General features: G+C 72.9%; 14 protein-coding genes. 2 read left to right on the plus strand and 12 right to left on the minus strand.

The features are described from left to right. Positions 1 to 63 precede the first annotated feature (63 nt). Positions 64 to 996: an O-methyltransferase gene (locus ABEA34_RS00650; RefSeq protein WP_345518203.1), complete on the plus strand. Its 933-nt coding sequence runs from the start codon at positions 64 to 66 to the stop codon at positions 994 to 996. Here ABEA34_RS00650 and ABEA34_RS00655 read toward each other — a convergent pair. Together ABEA34_RS00655 and smc are read right to left on the minus strand one after the other, a co-directional pair. Next, on the minus strand, positions 983 to 1,423 hold the full coding sequence (locus ABEA34_RS00655) for an acyl-CoA thioesterase (protein ID WP_345518205.1): 441 nt from the start codon (positions 1,421 to 1,423) through the stop codon (positions 983 to 985). The genes ABEA34_RS00650 and ABEA34_RS00655 overlap by 14 nt on opposite strands. Continuing rightward, complete coding sequence (gene smc / locus ABEA34_RS00660; RefSeq protein ID WP_425576849.1) at positions 1,423 to 4,989, minus strand: chromosome segregation protein SMC; 3,567 nt, start codon at positions 4,987 to 4,989, stop codon at positions 1,423 to 1,425. Before smc ends, ABEA34_RS00655 begins: the two co-directional genes overlap by 1 nt. Positions 4,990 to 5,145: 156 nt before the next feature. On the opposite strand from smc, the gene ABEA34_RS00665 reads away from it, so the two are divergent. Then, the gene (locus ABEA34_RS00665) at positions 5,146 to 5,787 is read left to right on the plus strand and encodes a phosphotransferase (protein ID WP_345518209.1); all 642 of its coding nucleotides are present in this window, start codon (positions 5,146 to 5,148) and stop codon (positions 5,785 to 5,787) included. Here ABEA34_RS00665 and ABEA34_RS00670 read toward each other — a convergent pair. From ABEA34_RS00670 to ABEA34_RS00715, 10 genes are all read right to left on the minus strand, one after another. Then, positions 5,768 to 7,015, minus strand: a complete 1,248-nt coding sequence (locus ABEA34_RS00670; protein WP_345518210.1) for an MFS transporter — start codon at positions 7,013 to 7,015, stop codon at positions 5,768 to 5,770. The two genes, ABEA34_RS00665 and ABEA34_RS00670, sit on opposite strands and share 20 nt — an antisense overlap. 57 nt (positions 7,016 to 7,072) lie before the next feature. After that, positions 7,073 to 7,279, minus strand: a complete 207-nt coding sequence (locus ABEA34_RS00675; protein ID WP_056149229.1) for a hypothetical protein — start codon at positions 7,277 to 7,279, stop codon at positions 7,073 to 7,075. 79 nt (positions 7,280 to 7,358) lie between these two features. Next, complete coding sequence (gene mutM / locus ABEA34_RS00680) at positions 7,359 to 8,249, minus strand: bifunctional DNA-formamidopyrimidine glycosylase/DNA-(apurinic or apyrimidinic site) lyase (RefSeq protein ID WP_345518217.1); 891 nt, start codon at positions 8,247 to 8,249, stop codon at positions 7,359 to 7,361. A 9-nt stretch (positions 8,250 to 8,258) separates the two neighbouring features. Further along, positions 8,259 to 9,023, minus strand: coding sequence for a ribonuclease III (gene rnc / locus ABEA34_RS00685; RefSeq protein WP_345518220.1), 765 nt, complete (start codon positions 9,021 to 9,023; stop codon positions 8,259 to 8,261). Beyond that, positions 8,974 to 9,159 carry a 50S ribosomal protein L32 gene (gene rpmF / locus ABEA34_RS00690; protein WP_028645375.1) on the minus strand — a complete coding sequence of 62 codons (186 nt, stop codon included), beginning with the start codon at positions 9,157 to 9,159 and terminating at the stop codon, positions 8,974 to 8,976. Before rpmF ends, rnc begins: the two co-directional genes overlap by 50 nt. Before the next feature lie 76 nt (positions 9,160 to 9,235). After that, positions 9,236 to 9,607 carry a YceD family protein gene (locus tag ABEA34_RS00695; protein ID WP_345518223.1) on the minus strand — a complete coding sequence of 124 codons (372 nt, stop codon included), beginning with the start codon at positions 9,605 to 9,607 and terminating at the stop codon, positions 9,236 to 9,238. Between the two features lie 256 nt (positions 9,608 to 9,863). Then, entirely contained in the window at positions 9,864 to 10,343 is a 480-nt protein-coding gene (coaD, locus tag ABEA34_RS00700) for a pantetheine-phosphate adenylyltransferase (protein WP_345518225.1), read from the minus strand. A gap of 21 nt (positions 10,344 to 10,364) precedes the next feature. Further along, positions 10,365 to 10,937: a 16S rRNA (guanine(966)-N(2))-methyltransferase RsmD gene (gene rsmD, locus ABEA34_RS00705; RefSeq protein ID WP_345518227.1), complete on the minus strand. Its 573-nt coding sequence runs from the start codon at positions 10,935 to 10,937 to the stop codon at positions 10,365 to 10,367. Positions 10,938 to 10,947: 10 nt separating this feature from the next. Next, positions 10,948 to 13,185, minus strand: a complete 2,238-nt coding sequence (locus ABEA34_RS00710; RefSeq protein WP_345518229.1) for an ATP-dependent DNA helicase RecG — start codon at positions 13,183 to 13,185, stop codon at positions 10,948 to 10,950. A 10-nt stretch (positions 13,186 to 13,195) separates the two neighbouring features. Beyond that, a complete protein-coding gene (locus tag ABEA34_RS00715; RefSeq protein WP_345518231.1) occupies positions 13,196 to 14,854 on the minus strand; it encodes a DAK2 domain-containing protein in 1,659 nt (552 codons plus the stop codon). Positions 14,855 to 15,002: the final 148 nt, after the last annotated feature.

Raw genomic sequence — 15,002 nt, forward strand, 5'->3', positions numbered from 1 at the left:
CCGGGTGACTCGGTGACCGCTCCCCGACGGACGTCATCCCCTCAGCGACAGGAAGATCCCCCGATGAGAATGCGTTGGCTCGCGCTCGGCGCCGGCACGTGCTGGTTGGCCCTCGTCGTCGTCGTCGCCCTCGTGTCCGACCTCGGTACGGCGAGCGCCGTGCTGTTCGCGGCCCTCGGCCTGATGACGATCGCCGGGCTGGTCTTCGTGGTCTCGATCCCCCCTCGCATCACGAGCGCGGCGGGCCGGGTGATCAAGGCGATCCCGCCGCCGCCGCCCGCCGACGCGAAGGTCGCCGCGACCCTGGACGAGCAGGTGCTCGCCCAGGTGGCCAGCGCCGTCGCCCGCGCCGTCGACCAGGACCTCAAGCGCACGTTCCGCCAGACCGAGGCGCTGCAGAACCTCTACGCGATCATCGACTTCGAGCACGCGCTGCCCGCCTCCCGGGGCTGGCCCGCCTCGCCCGACCTGCTGCTCCTCCTGGTCGACCTCGTCGACCGGCACCGGCCGCAGCTGGTCGTGGAGTGCGGCAGCGGCCTCTCGACCCTGTGCCTCGCCCTCGCGATGCGCCGCTACGGGATCGACGGCAAGGTGATCGCCCTCGAGCACCTCGAGCAGTACGCCGCCCAGACGCGCGAGCTCCTGGAGCGCCACGGCGTGGCCGACCTCGCGGAGGTGCGCACGGCCCCGATCGAGACCGTCGAGGTGGGCGACGGCTCGGCCGTCTGGTACGCCCGCGCCGCGTGGGAGGACCTGACCGCCGTGGACCTGCTCTTCGTCGACGGCCCACCCAGCAGCCTCTCCCCCCAGTCCCGCTACCCGTCGCTGCCGCTCTTCTCCGAGCGCCTGGCACCGGGCGCGCACGTCGTCCTCGACGACTTCCAGCGCGCCGAGGAGCGCGACGTCGTCAAGCGCTGGCGCAGCGAGTACGGCGACCGGCTGACCCTCGAGCGGGTCCCGCTCGAGAAGGGCGCCGCGCTCCTCACCTTCCGGTGAGGAGCGGCTCCACCGCGGCCCGGATCACGTCGGGCATCGTGGTCGACGGCCGCTCCGGGTCGGTGTTGTCGACGTACACGTGCACGAACCGGCCCTCGGCGGCGGCCTCCTCGGAGTCGCCCTGGAAGAGGCCGATCCGGTAGATCACGCTGGAGCGGCCGACCTTGTCGACCACCAGGCCGGTCTCGATCGGTGCCGGGAAGCCGAGCTCGCGGAAGTAGCGGCACGACGTCTCGGCCACGACGCCGATCTGCGGCAGCCGGCGTACGTCGACGCCGGTCGCCTCGTAGAGGTAGGCGTTGACGGCCGTGTCGAAGAGCTCGTAGTAGGTCGCGTTGTTGAGGTGGCCGTAGGCGTCGTCGTCGCGCCAGCGCGTGGTGACGGTCCGCCACGCCACGTAGTCGGACCGGGTGGGACGATCGCCCACTAGGCCGACTCGGCTTCGCGCAGCCGCTGGCTGATCACCGCGGAGACGCCGTCGCCGCGCATGGTCACGCCGTAGAGCGCGTCGCCGACCTCCATGGTCCGCTTCTGGTGGGTGATCACCAGCAGCTGCGAGTTCTCGCGCAGCTCCTCGTAGATCTCCAGCAGGCGGCCCAGGTTGGTGTCGTCGAGCGCGGCCTCGACCTCGTCGAGGATGTAGAACGGCGACGGGCGGGCCTTGAAGAGCGCCACCAGGAAGCACACGGCGACCAGCGACCGCTCGCCACCTGACAGCAGCGAGAGCCGCTTGACCTTCTTGCCGGCCGGACGGGCCTCGACCTCGATGCCGGTGTTGAGCATGTCGTCCGGCGTGGTCAGCACCAAGCGGCCCTCGCCGCCCGGGAACAACCGCGAGAAGGTCGAGTCGAAGGCCCTGCTGACGTCGGCGTACGCCTCGGTGAAGACCTGCTCGACGCGCGAGTCGACCTCGCGCACGATGTCGAGGAGGTCCTTGCGGGTCTGCTTCAGGTCCTCGAGCTGCTCGGTGAGGAACTTGTGCCGCTCCTCCATCGCCGAGAACTCCTCGAGCGCCAGCGGGTTGACCCGGCCGAGCTCGCGCAGCGACCGCTCCGCGAGGCGCAACCGCTTGGCCTGCTCGTCGCGGACGTACGGCGCCGGGGCGGGCGTCTCCTCGCCCTCGGCGACCTCGCCGCTGAAGGGCACCAGCTGGTCGGGGCCGTAGTCGGCGACGAGTCCGTCGCCGTCGAGGCCGAGCTCCTCCAGCGCACGCTCCTCGAGCTGCTCGATGCGCATCCGCTGCTGGGTGCGGGCCATCTCGTCGCGGTGGACCGAGTTGACCAGCTCGTCGTGCTCCTTGCCGAGCTCGCGCATCGCCGCACGCACCTCGCGGAGCTCCTGCTCGCGCCCGCTGCGGGACTGCTCGACCGCCGTCCGGGCCTCGGCCGCCCGGTGCACGGAGACCTCGAGGCGGCTCAGCACGTAGCCGACCGCCAGGCCGACCGCCTCGGCGGCACGGCCCTCGCGGATCATCCGCTCGCGGCGCTCGGCGGCGCGCGCGCGGGCGTCGCGCTCCTTCTCGGCCGCCCGCAGCAGCGAGTCGGCGCGACCGTGCAGCGCACGGGAGCGCTCCTCCGAGGTCCGCAGCGCGAGGCGGGCGTCCATCTCCGCCTGGCGGGCGGTGCGCGCCGCCTCGGCGAGCTGCTCGCGGACCGTGGTGTCGGGCTCGGCCTCCGGCGCGTCCTCGGCCGCCGCGAGGCGGGCCTCGAGGTCGGTCAGACCGGCGACGGCCTGGACCCGCGCCTCCTCGGCCTTCTCGATCGCCTGGGCGAGGCGGTCGGCCTCGCCGCGGGCGGCGCGCGCCTGCGAGCCGTACTGGCCGAGCTCCTCCGCGACGGCCGCCAGGGTGGCGTCCGACTCGTGCAGCTTGGCGAGGGCGACGTCGACCCGCTTGCGCGCGTCGAGCCGCTCGCTCTCGAGCCGGGACATGTCGAAGCCGAGCCGCTCCGAGGAGGCGATCGCCTCGGCGAGCTGCTCCGACGCCTCGTCGACCGCCGCCTGGATCTCGATCAGGCTCGGCTGGGAGCTGGAGCCACCGGACGCGAAGTGGGTGCCGATCAGGTCACCCTCGCGGGTCACGGCGGTGACGTCGGGCAGCGACGCCACCAGGGCACGGGCGGCGTCGAGGTCGTCGACGACGGCGACCTTGGACAGCAGCCGCGTCAGGGCCGCGCGGACGGTGTCCGGGCACTCGACGACGTCGGCGGCGTACGTCGCGCCTGCGGGCAGGCTCGGCCAGTCGCGGGCCGGGTCGTGCGTCGGGGCGGTGCCACCGCCGAGGAGCATCCCGGCGCGGCCGAGGTCGGCGCTCTTGAGGTGGGCGATCGCGCCGACGGCCGCATCCGCGTCGACGACGGCCACCGCGTCGGCGGCCGAGCCGAGCGCCTGGGCGATCGCGGTCTCGAAGCCGGAGCGGACGGTGACCAGCGCGGCGACCGACCCGAGCAGGCCGGAGATCTCCTCGCTGGCGGCCAGCAGGGCGCCGACGCCGTCCTTGCGGTTGAGGCCGAGCTCGAGCGCGTCCTTGCGGGCGGCGAGCCCGGTGCGGTCCCGGTCGGCCTGGAGCGCCTCGTCCCGGGCCTTGGCGAGCCGGTCCTCGACGTCGTCGAGCGCGGCCGTGGCGGCCTCGTGCTCGGCGTCGAGCCCCTCCTCGCCTGCATCGAGGCCGGCGACCCGGGTCTCGAGCGAGGTGAAGTCGCGCTGGGCGCGGTCGGCGCGGGCCACGGCCTCCTCGCGTGCCAGCCCGAGGCGGCCGACCTCCTCGTCGGCGGCGGTCGCGCGCGAGCGCAGGGTGTTGACCTGGCCGTGCAGCCGGGCGAGGCCCTCACGCCGGTCGGCGGCGGCGCGCTGGAGCGCGGCGATCTTGCGGTCCTCCTCGGCGGCGGCGTCCTCGGCGGCGCGGCGGCCGGTGACGGCCTCCTCCAGCGCGACCCGGTGGGCGTCCACCTCGGCGGTGATCCGCTGCTCCTGCTCGCGGACCTGACCGGCCTCCGCCTCGAGCTGCTCGGGGTCCCGCCCGGAGCGTGCCTCCTCGACGTCGGCGGTGCCGGCGGCGTTGCGGATCCGCTCGGCGGCCAGCGACTGGGTGCTGCGCAGACGCTCACGGAGCCCGGACAGGGCGAACCACACCTCCTGGGCCCGGGCTAGCGCCGGCAGGTCCTCGCGCAGGGCGGCCTCCAGCGCCGTCTCCTGCTCGGCGCGGCGGGCGACTTCGGCCTCGACCTGCTCGCGGCGCGCGACCAGGATCGACTCGTCGGCCATCTCCTGCTGCAGCGCGATCCGGGCCGTCGTCAGGTCGTCGGCCAGCAGGCGGGCGCGGGCGTCGCGGACGTCGGCCTGGACGGTCTGCGCCCGACGCGCGACCTCGGCCTGACGACCGAGCGGCTTGAGCTGGCGCCGGATCTCGACCAGCAGGTCGTTGAGCCGGGTCAGGTTGCCCTCGGTGGAGTCCAGCTTGCGGAGCGCCTTCTCCTTGCGCTTGCGGTGCTTGAGGACGCCTGCCGCCTCCTCGATGAAGCCCCGGCGGTCCTCGGGCGTCGCGTGGAGGATCGTGTCGAGCTGTCCCTGCCCGACGATCACGTGCATCTCGCGGCCGATGCCGGAGTCGGAGAGCAGCTCCTGGACGTCGAGCAGACGGCACGAGCTGCCGTTGATGGCGTACTCGGACCCACCGCTGCGGAACATCGTGCGGGTGATCGTGACCTCGGAGTACTCGATCGGCAGCGCGCCGTCGGAGTTGTCGATGGTCAGGACGACCTCGGCGCGCCCGAGCGGCGGGCGCCCCGACGTACCGGCGAAGATGACGTCCTCCATCTTGCCGCCGCGCAGCGACTTGGCGCCCTGCTCACCCATCACCCAGGCGAGCGCGTCGACGACGTTGGACTTGCCGGAGCCGTTGGGACCCACGATGCAGGTGATCCCGGGCTCGAGCTGGAGCGTCGTCGAGGAGGCGAAGGACTTGAACCCCTTCAGGGTCAGGCTCTTCAGGTACAACGCGGGCTCCCAGCTCATCGGTATCGAGGTACTGATACGAACGCTGCATCCTCGCAGCCGGCCGTGGGGGAAGCTCAGCGGGGCTCACGTTACCCGGAGCCACCCCCGATCGGTGGCATCCGGGGGCGCGGGTCTCGTCCGCCTTAGGGTCCTGCCATGGAGTTGATCGGCACCGGGCGGGACGCGGACGTCTTCGCGTACGACGACGGCCTGGTCCTGCGGCGCAACCGCGACGGGCGCAGCAGCGAGCGGGAAGGGGCGCTGATGGTCCGGCTCGCCGGCCTCGGCTATCCGCTCCCCCGCGTCCACTCGGTGAGGGGACCGGAGATGGTCATGGAGCGGGTCGACGGCCCGACCCTCGGGGCCGAGCTGTTCGCCGGCACGCGGCCGGCCGAGGAGGGCGCGGCGATCCTCGCCGACCTGCACCGCGGCCTGCATGCGCTGCCGTGGCCCGGTGCCGCACCGGGCGAGTGCCTGGTGCACCTGGACCTGCACCCGCTCAACGTGATCATGACGGGCGGCGGACCGGTGTTGATCGACTGGACCAACGCGCGTGAGGGCCGGCCCGGGCTCGACGTTGCGGTCACGGTGCTGACGATCGCCCAGGTCGGCCTGGCCGACGACGACCTGCGCGACGTGCTCCTCGGCTTCCTCGCCGAGTTCGTCGTCCGGGTCGCCACGCCGTACGCCGCGGAGCTGCCGGAGGCGGTCGCGTTCCGTCGCGCCAACCCGCACCAGACCCCGGCCGAGGCCGCGCTCTTCGACGACGCCGTGGAGCTCACCCGACGCTGGGCGTGACCGCCTCGTCGGCGTGCGCGATGTGGGAGAGCTGGCCCCAGATCAGCACCACGAAGACCGCCGACCCGGCGAACGCGAACCAGAACGGCGCGGTCACACCCCAGTGCTGGGCCAGGACGCCCCCGATGCCGGCCCCGACGACGAGGCCGCCGTACACGCCGACGAGGTTCACGCTGCCGACCCTGCCCTGGAGCTCCGTGGGCACGGCCCGCTGGCGGACGGTCAGCGACGTGGTGCCCCAGATGAAGGCGTGCGCGCCGAAGACGAAGAAGATCACCATCGCCACCCACGGCGTGGTGGTGAGCGCCAGCGCCAGGTGCGTGACGGTCTCGAAGACCAGCCCGATCCGCATGATGTCGGCGAGCGTGATGCGACGGGTGATCCAGCCGTAGGACAGCGTGCCGAGCAGGCCACCGACCGCCGAGACGGTGGTGAGCAGCCCGAAGCCGATCGGACCCATGTCGAGCCGCTGGGTCGCGTAGAGCACCAGGACCGACCAGGCGGCGCCGAAGGTGATGTTGAAGACGAAGATCGTCAGCACGAGGGTGCGTACGGCGGCGTGGTGGAGCACCCAGCGGAACCCCTCGGCGATGTCGTGCCGCAGGTGGGTGGCGGCGGCGCGCTCGCGGCGGTGCGGCGGCAGCACCACCTGCGCCACCAGCAGCGCACCGAGCGCGACCACCACCGCCTGGGTCGCGAACGGCACCGCGTGGCCCAGCGCGAAGAGGGCCGCCCCGATCGGCGGCCCGGCCAGCTGGTTGACCGTGATGAACCCGGTCGTCAGCCGGGCGTTGGCGAGCGCGAGGTCGTCGCGCTGCACCAGCATCGGCATCAGCGTGGAGGACGTGTTGTCCGCGAACACCTCCGCGGTGCCGAGCAGGAACATCGCGACCAGGACCAGCCAGATCGACGCCACGTCGGTGGCGACGGCCAGCGTCAGCAGGACGAGCACCGCCGCGCGCAGCAGGTCGACGGTGACGATGATGAGCCGGCGGTCCAGGCGGTCGGCGAGGGCGCCGGCGTACAGCCCGAAGACCAGCGGCGGCAGCCACTGGAGCAGCGCCGCGAGCGCCACCAGGATCGCGTCGTGCGTCATCGACGCGACGAGGAGCGGGCCGGCGGCGAGCGCGATGCCGTCGCCGAGGTTGGAGACCCAGGACGATGCCAGCAGCCACCGGAACCCGGCGCCGAACCGGCGGGGCGCGACGATCTCGACGAGGCGGCTCACAAGGGCGCGACGCTACCGTCGGGACCGGTCGGTCGCGACTGGTTTACAGCCGGCCGGTCAGGCGGGCTGCATCTCCTGCAGGTGCGAGGTCTCGATCTCGAGGAGGGCGGCGGCGTGTGCCTGGGCCAGCCGGTCGTTCTCCTCGGACAGACGCCCAGCGAGCGCCTCGAGCTCACCCACACGCGCACGCAGCCGAGCGTTCTCGGCGGCGAGGGCGGGGCTTCGCAGGTCGCTGTTCATGTAGCCGATCAGCGCCTTGGCCATGAAAGAGCCTTCCGGGGTATGGAGGGGGTGACTCGCGGTGGCGGGCCGTCTTCAAGAGTCCCACCGTCGGGCCCACCGGTCAATCTGGGACGGGTGACGCTGGGGTGGCCGTCGTACGGCGCCTGCGTGGCGCGGGCTGGCACACCGGGCAGAAGTACGACGACCGGTTCATGAACGCGACCCGCCGGATCGGCGTACCGCACCGCTCGCACGGCTCCCCCTCCCGGCCGTAGGCGTGCAGGGACCGGTCGAAGTAGCCGGACTCGCCGTTGACGTTGACGTAGAGCGCGTCGAACGACGTGCCGCCCTGGCCGAGCGCGGACACCATCACCTCGCGGGCGTGGCCGAGCAGCTCGCGCGCCTGGGTCGCGGTGAGCCGGTCCCCCGGTCGCTCGCCGTGGATCCGGGCGCGCCAGAGCGCCTCGTCGGCGTAGATGTTGCCGACGCCCGAGATGAGGTTCTGGTTGAGCAGCTGGCGCTTGACGCCGGACGTCCGCTTGCGGACGGTGCGCACGAACGCGTCGTCGTCGAACTCCGGGTCGAGCGGGTCGCGGGCGATGTGCGCGATCTCGGCGGGGAGGTCGGCTCCCCCGGTCGAGATCGACAGCCCGCCGAACATGCGCTGGTCGACGAACCGCATCTCGCGGCCCTCGTCGGAGCCCTCGAGGCCGAAGCGCACCCGCAGGTGCCGCTCGTCGGGCGCCGTGGGCGGCTGGACCAGGATCTGGCCGCTCATGCCGAGGTGGCCGAGGAGGGCGTCGCCACTGTCGAGCGGGAGCCAGAGGTACTTGCCGCGCCGGCGGGCCGACTCGATGCGGCGGCCGACGAGCGCGGCGGCGAACCCGGACGGGCCGCGGGGGTCACGGCGCACCGGACGGGGGTGCAGCACCTCGACCCGGGTGATCGTCGCGCCGACGACGTGGCGCTCGAGGCCCGCGCGGACGACCTCGACCTCGGGCAGCTCGGGCACCGGGAGCGATCAGGCCTGCGGAGTGAGCGCGGCGACGATCTCGCCGTACGCCGTCTCGGCGGCGGCCTGCTCGGCTTCCTTCTTCGACCGGCCGACGCCGTTGCCGTAGAGGCCGGTGCCGACGCGAACCTGGGCGGTGAAGGTCTTCATGTGGTCGGGGCCCTCGTCCGCGATGACGTACTCGGGGACGCCGAGCCCGTGCTCGGCGGAGAGCTCCTGGAGGGACGTCTTCCAGTCGAGGCCGGCGCCCATCGCGGACGCGGCCTCGATGAGCGGGTCGAACAGGCGGTGCACGACGACCGCGGAGACCTCGAAGCCACCACCGCTGAGGTGCACGGCGCCGATCACGGCCTCGACGGTGTCGGAGAGGATCGACGCCTTCTCGCGGCCACCGGTCGCCTCCTCGCCACGGCCGAGCATGACGTGCTCGCCGATGCCGATGCCGCGGCCGACCTCGGCCAGGGCGCGGGCGTTGACCACGGCCGCCCGCAACTTGGCCAGCCGGCCCTCGGAGAGGTCCGGGTGGGTGCGGTAGAGGGTCTCGGTGACGACGACGCCGAGGACGGAGTCACCGAGGAACTCGAGCCGCTCGTTGGTCGGCAGCCCGCCGTTCTCGTAGGCGTACGAGCGGTGCGTGAGCGCGCGCTCGAGCAGCTCGGGATCCAGCTCCGGGTCCCCGAGTGCTGCTCGCAGCGCGGCGTAGTTGGTCAGCGGACCGGACCGGTCAGAGGACCTGACGACGGTCGGCGCGCGCGCCGTACTGGCCACACTCACCGCACGCCGTGTGCGGGAGGTGCTTGGCACCGCAGGCGGGGTTCGCGCAGGTCGCCAGGTTGGCCGGGACGGCCTTCCAGGCCGAGCGACGGTGGCGCGTGTTGCTGCGCGACATCTTCCGCTTCGGGACAGCCACTGTTTTCTCCTCTACCAGGACCGGACGAACCGGTCGTGCGTGGTCATTCTAGGTCGTACGGGGATCGTGCCGGGTGCTACTGGTCCTGCTCGGGCTGGAGGGCGGTGAGCCCCGCCCAGCGCGGGTCGATCGGCTCCTCGTGCGCGTGGTCGGGGTCGTCCGCCAGGCGGGCGCCACACTCGACGCACAAACCGGGACAGTCGTCCTCGCACAGCGGCTGGAACGGTAGTGCGAGCACCACGGCGTCCCGCAGCAGCGGCTCCAGGTCGAGCAGGTCCTTGTCGAGCTTGCTGACGGCGCCGTCGTCCTCCTCGGAGTAGTCCTGGTCCGAGTAGACGTACAGCTCCTGGAACGTGAACTCCGACTGGTCGGAGATCGGCTCCAGGCACCGTGCGCACTCACCCTCGAGCACCGCCGTGGCGGAGCCCGTGACCAGCACACCCTCCATGACCGCCTCCAGCCGCAGGTCGAGCTCGACCTGGGAACCTTCGGGGACACTGAGGACTTCGATGCCCAGATCTGCGGGCGCCGGAACAGTAAGCGTCACCTGTCGCTGGGACCCCGGGCGGCGGCCGAGCTCGCGGGTGTCGAGCACGAGCGGCGCTCTCGGGTCCAGGCTGCTCAGGTTTCTACTTCCGGTTCAGGCACAAACAGATCAGCGAGAAGCGTACCGGTCGGTCGCAGATGCGACCAAACCCGGCGCCTCAGCGCTCGGCCAGCCGGGCCACCAGTCGGTCGTGCACGGACGGCGGCACCAGGGCGGAGACGTCGCCCCCGAGCGAGGCGACCTCCTTGACCAGGCTCGACGAGACGTAGCCGAGCGCGGCGTTGGTCGGGACGAAGACGGTCTCGACGCCGGTCAGGTGGGAGTTCATCTGGGCCATCGGCAGCTCGTACTCGTAGTCGTTGCCGCCCCGGAGACCCTTGACGATCGCCTGCGCGTCGATCTCGCGGCAGAAGTCCACGATCAGCCCGGTGAACCCCATCACGGTGACGTTGGGCAGGTCCGCGCACACCGCCCGGAGCATCTCCAGCCGCTCGTCCGGGTCGAAGAGCCGCGACTTCGACTGGTTGGTGCCGGTCGCGACCACCAGCTCGTCGAAGAGGCCGGCGGCCCGCCTGAAGATGTCCAGATGACCGTTGGTCACCGGGTCGAACGAACCGGGGCACACCGCGCGGGTCATGGCGTGGAGGCTACCGCGTCGCTACCGGCCCGCCGAGCCGGACTCGGCGTACCAGAGGGTGGTCTCGCCGTACCTCTTCGCGCGGGTGTCGACGAACCCCTCGGGCCACCTGGGCTCGGGGCTGCGCGCCGACCGCTCGACGATCACCAGCGCCCCCGGCACCAGCCAGTCGTGCTCGACCAGCAGGGCGAGGTCGGCGGCGACGTCCTCGTCGGCGAGGGGGTACGGCGGGTCGAGGAACACCACGTCGTACGGCGCGTGGGGCGGCTTGCGCAGCGTGCCCGCGACCGAGCCCGCGACGACCGTCGCCTTCGGGAAGCCGATGGCCCGGGCGTTCTCGGTGATCAGCGCGGCGGTGCGCCGGTCCTGCTCGACGAGCGTGACCACCCCCGCGCCGCGCGACCAGCCCTCGAGCCCGACGGCGCCCGAGCCGGCGTACAGGTCCAGGAAGCGGAGCCCGTGCAGCGAGCCGCACCACGACTCGACCGCGGAGAACAGCGCTTCCCGGACCCGGTCGCTGGTGGGACGGGTGGCCGCGCCGCGCGGGGTGGTGAGGCGGCGTCCGCCGGCCGCTCCCCCGATGATCCGCGTCATGCCGGGATCCTCATGACTTCTCCATGAAGTCGGACTGGACCGACTCCTCGAGGCGCGCGACCGCGACGGCCAGGTCGGGGGCGTGCGCCAGGTCGGCGTCGGCGTCCAGGAGACCGACCGCGGCCTCCCGCGCCTGCACGATCGTCTTCTCGTCGCGGAGCACCCGCAGATTCTGCAGTCCCGAACGGTATCCCGACTGGGATTTGCCGAGAACGTCTCCCTCGCGACGTTGCTCGAGGTCGACGCGGCTGAGCTCGAAGCCGTCCGTGGTGCCGGCGACCGCGGTCAGCCGGTCGCGCGCCGGGCTGCCGAGCTCGGCGCGGGAGACGAGCAGGCACAGCCCCGGGTGGCCGCCCCGGCCGACGCGTCCGCGGAGCTGGTGGAGCTGGGAGACGCCGAACCGCTCGGCGTCGATGAGCACCATCGCGGTCGCGTTGGCGACGTCGACCCCGACCTCGATCACGGTCGTCGCCACGAGCACGTCGACGTCGCCCGCCGCGAAGGACCGCATCACCCGGTCCTTGTCCTCGGGCGGCATCCTGCCGTGGAGCTTCTCGACCCGCAGGCCGGCGAGCGGGCCGGCCGTCAGCTGCGCGGCGACCTCCTCGACGGCGGCCAGTCCCCCGGCGGGCCGCTCGGGGGTGACCGTGTTGCCGTCCTCGTCGAGCTCGAGCTGGTCGCTCTCCCCCTGCTCCTGCTCGTCGCCGGTGATGCGCGGGCACACGACGTACGCCTGGTGCCCCTTGTCGACCTCCTCGCGCACCCGCTCCCAGACCCGGCCGAACCACGTGGGGTGCTCGGCGAGGGGGACGACGTTGGTCTGGATCGGCGCGCGGCCGGCCGGCAGCTCGGTCAGCGTCGAGACCTCGAGGTCGCCGAAGACCGTCATGGCGACCGTGCGCGGGATCGGCGTCGCGGTCATCACCAGCACGTGGGGCGGGGTGCCGGCCTTGTCGGTGAGCGCGGCCCGCTGCTCGACGCCGAAGCGGTGCTGCTCGTCGACCACGACGAGGCCGAGGTCGTCGAAGATCACGCGCTCCTCGAGCAGCGCGTGGGTGCCGATGACGATGCCCGCCTCGCCCGTGGCGATCCGCGACATCGGTGCCGTGCGCTGCGCCTTGGTCATCGAGCCGGTGAGCAGCTCGACGTTGGTCGCGTCGGCCGCGCCGCCGAGCATCCCGCCGGCGGCGAGGTCGCCGAGCATCGCGGTGATCGAGCGGTGGTGCTGCTGGGCGAGGACCTCGGTCGGGGCCAGCAGCGCGGCCTGGCCGCCGGAGTCGACGACCCGGAGCATCGCGCGCAGCGCGACCAGGGTCTTGCCGGAGCCGACCTCGCCCTGGAGCAGGCGGTTCATCGGGTGCGGCTCGGCGAGGTCCGCCTCGATCTGGGCGCCGATCTCCCGCTGGCCGGCCGTCAGCTCGAACGGCAGCCGCTCGTCGAAGGCCGCCAGCAGGGTCCCCTGGTCGCCGGTGCGCGCCTGGGCACCGAGCTCGCGCACGGCGCGGCGCCGGCGCGCGAGGACCAGCTGGGTGACCAGCGCCTCCTCGAAGCGGAAGCGCCGTTGCGCGTCGGTGATCTCGGCGTAGTGGTCGGGCGCGTGGATGAGCTCGAGCGCCCGCCGGGCGTCGAGCAGGTCGTACTGCTCGCGAGTGACCGTCGGGAGCACGTCGGGCACCTCGCCGACCACCGAGAGCGCGAAGGCGATCGCGCGCTGGAGGTCCCACGAGTCCACGCCCTTGGTGAGCGGGTAGATCGGGTAGAACGCCCGCAGCGTCTCGAGCGAGAGCTGGGCGGCGTCCTCGTCCGGGTCGCCGAAGAGCACCATCTGCGGGTTGGTGAGCTGCCAGTCGCTCCGGAACTTCCCCACCTTGCCCAGGAAGATGCCGCGGCGGCCCTCCTTGAGCCGGTTGGCGTTCCACTCCGCGGTGCCCTTGGACTTGGCGAAGAAGGAGATCCGCAGCTCCGGGCCGTCGGTGCGGACCACGGTGTCGACGCGGTACGCCGGCCGGCCGGTGCGCCGGTCCTGGTAGGTGTTCACGTAGGGCCTGCCGAGCTCACCGCTCACGGTCAGCATCTCGCCCTCGTGGAGCTCGTCCACCTTGGTGAGCTCGCCGGTCCTCACGTAGCGCCGCGGGAAGTGGTGCAGGAGGTCGGCCACCGTGCGCAGCCCGAGGCGCTCGACGATGGCGTCCCGCTTCTTCTTCTGGTCGCCCAGGACGGTGGCGACCGGTGAGTCGAGGGTGATCATGAGCGGGCCTTCACTCGGCGGACATGAGCAGCGGGTAGCGCGGCTGACCTCCGTCGTACACCACGACGTCGACAGCGGGGTGGTGCTCCTCGACGTACGCCGCGCACCTGGTCGCCAGCGCGCCCTCGGCGTCGTCCTCCCCGCCGACGATCGTGACCAGCTCGCCACCGCCGCCGAGCAGGCGCTCGACCACGGCCGTCGCGACGTCGTACAGGTCCTGCCCGACGACCGCGAAGTCACCAGCAACGACACCGAGCACGTCACCGGGCTCGCACGGGCCGGCCATGGTCATCGCCTGCTTGGCCGCGATCGTGACCGCGCCCTGGCGGGCGTGCCGGGCGGTCGCCGTCATCTCGAGCACGTCCTGGTCGAAGGCGCGCCCGGGCTCGTGGACGGCGACCGCGGCCAGCCCCGTCACCTGCGCGTGGGTCGGGATCACGGCCACCCGGATCGACCCGCCGAGGTCGGCCTCCGCCGTGCGCGCCGCGACCTGGGCCACCCGGACGGAGTCGGCGTCGTTGGGCAGCACGATGACCTCGGCGGCCCCGCAGGACGTGATCGCCTCCAGCAGCTGCCCCGTCGACGGTCGCCGGCCGGGTCCGCCGGACACGACCACCGCACCCGCCTCCTCGAAGAGCGCCGCGAGGCCCGGGCCGGCGGCCACCGCGATCACGCGGCGACCGCTGCGCGCGGACGGCCGGTTCCCGGCGGCCTCGACCTGCTCGGCGAAGTGCGTGACCCGCACCCGGTGCGGCCGCCCGGCCTCGATGCCGGCCTCGATCGCGGCGCCCACGTCGTCGACGTGGACGTGGACGTTCCAGAGCCCGTCGCCGCCGACGACCACCAAGGAGTCGCCGAGGCCTGCCAACGTCACCCGCAGGGGCGGGATGTCGTCGTCCTCGGCGTCGAGCAGGTACATGACCTCGTAGGCCGGTCCGTCCGGTGTCAGGTCGCCGGCGGGCGACGGGATCGGCACGGGGATCTGGTGGCTGCCGAGCGGCGCGGTCACCGGCATCGGACGGCGCCCGGTCAGCACCGTCTCCGCGGCGTCGAGGATCACGCTCAGCCCACGGCCACCGGCGTCCACGACACCGGCGTCGCGCAGCACGGGCAGCAGCTCCGGCGTACGCGCCAATGCGTCGCGGGCGGCGGCCGCCGCTGCGGTGAAGACGTCCCGCGAACGGGCTCCCGGGTCGGCAGCCACCTTGGCGGCCGCCTCGCTCGCCGCGCGGCTGACGGTGAGGATCGTGCCCTCCACGGGCGTGCCGACCGCGGCGTAGCTCGCGTCGGTGGCGCAGACCAGGGCGGCCGCCATCACCGCGGCGCTCCGCTCGTCGGGCCGCGCCTGCGAGATCCGGCGTCCGATGGCCCGCAGCATCTCGCTGAGGATCACGCCCGAGTTGCCCCGCGCGCCGAGGAGCGCGCCGCGGCCGAAGGTGTCCAGCGCCGTCCGGAGGTCGACGTCGGGGTCCTGCGCGACCTGGGCGCGTACGGCGTCGCGCGCGGCCGAGACGGTGAGGTACATGTTGGTGCCGGTGTCGCCGTCGGGCACCGGGTAGACGTTGAGCGCGTCGATCTCCTCGCGGGCCTCGGCCAGCGCGTCCGTGGCGACGTCGACGAAGCGCAGCACCACGGCGAGGGTGATGCGGCCCTCGATCGGTACTTCCATCATCGCGTCCTCGATCGTGGAGAATGGCGGGCCGTGGCCCGGGGAGACTCGGGGAGATGAGTGCCACAGGCTAGTGCCACTCGCACGATTTTCGCCTCGGCGCCGTGTCGGATACTCTTGTGCGGTTGCCCGTTCGCGGGCCCCTTCG

It is taken from the genome of Nocardioides conyzicola, assembly GCF_039543825.1.
In the GTDB taxonomy this organism is placed as follows: Bacteria; Actinomycetota; Actinomycetes; order Propionibacteriales; family Nocardioidaceae; genus Nocardioides; species Nocardioides conyzicola.

What these genes read in the sequence shown, in the direction of transcription:
- ABEA34_RS00665 (WP_345518209.1), top strand. Translation starts at nt 5,146, where the DNA reads ATGGAGTTGATCGGCACCGGGCGGGACGCGGACGTCTTCGCGTACGAC.
- ABEA34_RS00710 (WP_345518229.1), bottom strand. Translation starts at nt 13,185, where the DNA reads ATGATCACCCTCGACTCACCGGTCGCCACCGTCCTGGGCGACCAGAAG.
- rsmD (WP_345518227.1), bottom strand. Translation starts at nt 10,937, where the DNA reads ATGACGCGGATCATCGGGGGAGCGGCCGGCGGACGCCGCCTCACCACC.
- coaD (WP_345518225.1), bottom strand. Translation starts at nt 10,343, where the DNA reads ATGACCCGCGCGGTGTGCCCCGGTTCGTTCGACCCGGTGACCAACGGT.
- ABEA34_RS00695 (WP_345518223.1), bottom strand. Translation starts at nt 9,607, where the DNA reads ATGGAGGGTGTGCTGGTCACGGGCTCCGCCACGGCGGTGCTCGAGGGT.
- ABEA34_RS00675 (WP_056149229.1), bottom strand. Translation starts at nt 7,279, where the DNA reads ATGGCCAAGGCGCTGATCGGCTACATGAACAGCGACCTGCGAAGCCCC.
- ABEA34_RS00715 (WP_345518231.1), bottom strand. Translation starts at nt 14,854, where the DNA reads ATGGAAGTACCGATCGAGGGCCGCATCACCCTCGCCGTGGTGCTGCGC.
- ABEA34_RS00650 (WP_345518203.1), top strand. Translation starts at nt 64, where the DNA reads ATGAGAATGCGTTGGCTCGCGCTCGGCGCCGGCACGTGCTGGTTGGCC.